This is a genomic window from Frigidibacter sp. ROC022 (assembly GCF_024723735.1).
Taxonomy (GTDB): Bacteria; Pseudomonadota; Alphaproteobacteria; order Rhodobacterales; family Rhodobacteraceae; genus SLM-1.
On record NZ_JANQDU010000014.1, the window covers coordinates 1 to 2,997 of the forward strand.

Below are 2,997 nucleotides of genomic sequence, written 5' to 3' on the forward strand. Positions count from 1 at the left end.
TGTTCAGTTGGGCCGCGTTAGAGACATAGATATTCGCCATGGATGAAGTGCCCTTTGATCGCTTTGCGCACCGGTCTCGGCCCGCACTTTGAGAAAAGCGCTGGACAACCGCCACGGCGCATGGCTTCTCATGATTTCTCTTAAGGTAAGGCTAAGCTGCTTTGACCTGTCGCTGGACCGCGCAATCGAGTGAGACCGCCGCATCCTCCGTTTTGTATTCTTGTCCTTGGATTCTGCGTAACAATGAGACCCAAGTGAGGCAAGAAAGGCCGGAAGTCGGGGCAAGATGTGGGCGGGAAATGGCGTGAGGTATGCTAGATGTCGGCGACAAATCGCGCATAGTGCTATATTTACGAGGGGCCAAGAGTGATAGTGCTGTGTTTTTACGCTATAAGATTGATTTTTATGATGAATAACATCTTGGTAGGTCGGACGCTGCTGTTGGGACTGACAGGAGAAGGACAACAACAGCTGATAGCTGTTGGCGCATAACTACCTGATATGACCCCTGATCGTCCTCCCGTGCGCATCGGCTTGGTGTGGCACTCCCTCAATTCCGATAACCTCGGCGTGGGTGCTTTGACCCTTGCCCATATCGAGATTCTGGAAGAGGCCGCCCGTGCACTTGGACTTGCGCCGAAGTTCATCATCCTTGGTTGGACCGATCCGAAGCCTCTCTACCTGCAGAAAGGGAATGTCGAAGTCGCCGGTCTCCGACTGAAGGACTTCGTCAAGCCGGTCGGCGGCCTTTTCGGCAGGTTGAAGCGGTGCGACCTGGTCTTCGACATCGGGGCCGGGGACAGCTTTGCCGACATCTACGGTCTCAAGCGCTTTGGTACGGTCTGGGCCTCGAAGGCATTGACCTTGCTTGCGGGGCGTCCCCTGATCCTGTCTCCACAGACGATTGGGCCGTTCAACCGAGGCTGGGCCCGATGGTTGGCGGGGTCGGTCATGAAGCGCGCGACCGCTCTGTCCACCCGGGACGACCTGTCCACCCGCTTCCTGCGTTCGATGGGCTATAAGGGCGAGATCATCGAAGCCAGCGATGTCGCGCTCAGGCTTTCCTTCCAGAAACCTGTACGGGCGTCGTCGGAGAAACTTCGGGTCGGTCTCAATGTCTCGGGACTTCTGTTCAACGGTGGGTACAACCGAAGCAACATGTTCGGCCTTCAAAGCGACTATGCTGACCTGGTGCGAAGGATCGTCCGTCAGGTGCTGGAGCGCAAAGATGCTGAACTGCATCTGGTGCCGCATGTCGTCTCCGATGCAATCGCCGTCGAGGACGATCACCGGGCCAATCTGGCGCTGGCAGAGGAATTTCCGGAGGTGCTGGTGGCGCCAAAGTTCGGGAGCCCTATCGAGGCCAAGTCTTATATCGCGGGAATGGATTTCTTCGCTGGAGCGAGGATGCACGCTTGCATAGCAGCGTTCTCGTCCGGAGTGCCGGTGCTTCCGATGGCCTACAGCAGGAAGTTTGCAGGGCTGTTCGGTTCTATTGGCTACGATATTTTGGCGGATTGCAGATCGGACAGTGCCGATGAGATAGTCGCCAAGTTCGAAGATGCACTGGACCGGCGGGAGGAGTTGAAGCTTTCGGCGGAGTCGAGCCTTGCGTGGGGCTTGGCCCGTCTGCAGCGCTATGAGGAGGCGGCATCGGAGGCGCTGCGCCGTGCCGTGAGTGCCGGATGAGCGAACGGCGCCCTGAAGTGAATGCGCCATCGTCCCCGGTTCTTGATCGGGTTCTCAAGGGCTCTTTGTGTAGCGGTTGTGGGGCTTGTGCGACCATAGCCCATGGTTCTGTCTCCATGAGCTATTCGAAAGACGGGTTCCTGCGACCTGTGCAATCCGGGCCGGTTTCTCCTGAGCAGGACCGGCGGATCCGTCAGGTTTGCCCTGGTGTGGGACTACAACTGCCTTTGGACGACCGGCCTCAGCATCTGCTTTGGGGGCCGTTTCTGAGCATGTATTCTGGGCATGCGACCGATCCGAATTTGCGTCGGCTCGGCTCTTCCGGCGGTGTGCTGTCCGCTGTATTGACCTATCTTCTGGACAACGGAGAGATTGATCAGATCCTCCAGGTAGCCGCCGATCCCGAGTTGAAGTTCGCCAACCGCACCATCACTGTAGCGGAATGCGGTGATATCGCGGCTGCCGCGGGTTCGCGCTATGCGCCCTCGGCGCCCCTCGCCGATCTCGAACATCATCTCGCTTCCGGCCAACGCTTCGCTTTCGTAGGGAAGCCCTGCGATGTTGCTGCATTGCAGGCCATGAAGGTCGGGGATGCTCGGATTGCCGAACGTATCCCCTATCTTCTCTCTTTCTTCTGCGCCGGGGTTCCAAGTTTGGCAGGTGCGCGCGAAATCCTGGCCCGGATGGGCGTGGAAGAGGACGAAGTGACTGCCTTCCGCTATCGCGGGGATGGTTGGCCGGGCATGGCCCGTGCAGATCTGAGGAACGGGACGCATAGAGAGATGTCCTATGCCGACAGCTGGGGCGGGATCTTGTCGCGGCACGTCCAGTTCCGCTGCAAGATCTGCCCGGATGGGATCGGAAGCTTTGCCGATGTGGTCTGCGCTGATGCCTGGGAAGCTGATGAGAAGGGCTATCCCCGGTTCGAAGAACGCGATGGCGTGAGCCTTGCTGTCGGTCGCTCAGTTAAAGGGGATGTGCTGCTCCGGCGCGCGGTCGAAAGCGGGTATTTGGAACTAAGTCCGTTCGATCCCGCAGGGCTTTCCGCCATCCAGCCGGGGCAACTGTCAAAGCGCCGATTTGTGCTATCGCGGGTCCTGGCCCTGAAGCTGTTGTGGAAGCCTGTGCCCGCCTACAGAGGGTTTCACCTTCTGCGCAACGCTATGTCGGGTGGGTTGCGAGGGAACGTCAGGAACTTCCTCGGGACCGTTAGGCGGGCTTTCCTGGGCCGGCTTTGAGTGATGTCGTTCAGATGCTGATTGAGTAGGTCTGGTGTGGCCTTACTTCTTTGATCGCCGGAGGAAAGCC

Annotated in this window: 2 protein-coding genes; both read left to right on the forward strand. The window is 58.6% G+C overall.

Translation table 11 applies throughout. The features are described 5' to 3' along the window. Window positions 1–501 precede the first annotated feature (501 nt). On the forward strand, window positions 502–1,689 hold the full coding sequence (locus NUW50_RS21285; protein WP_258291203.1) for a polysaccharide pyruvyl transferase family protein: 1,188 nt from the start codon (window positions 502–504) through the stop codon (window positions 1,687–1,689). Window positions 1,690–1,805: 116 nt separating this feature from the next. Beyond that, the gene (locus NUW50_RS21290) at window positions 1,806–2,927 is read left to right on the forward strand and encodes a Coenzyme F420 hydrogenase/dehydrogenase, beta subunit C-terminal domain (protein ID WP_258291204.1); all 1,122 of its coding nucleotides are present in this window, start codon (window positions 1,806–1,808) and stop codon (window positions 2,925–2,927) included. The last annotated feature ends 70 nt before the right edge of the window (window positions 2,928–2,997 follow it).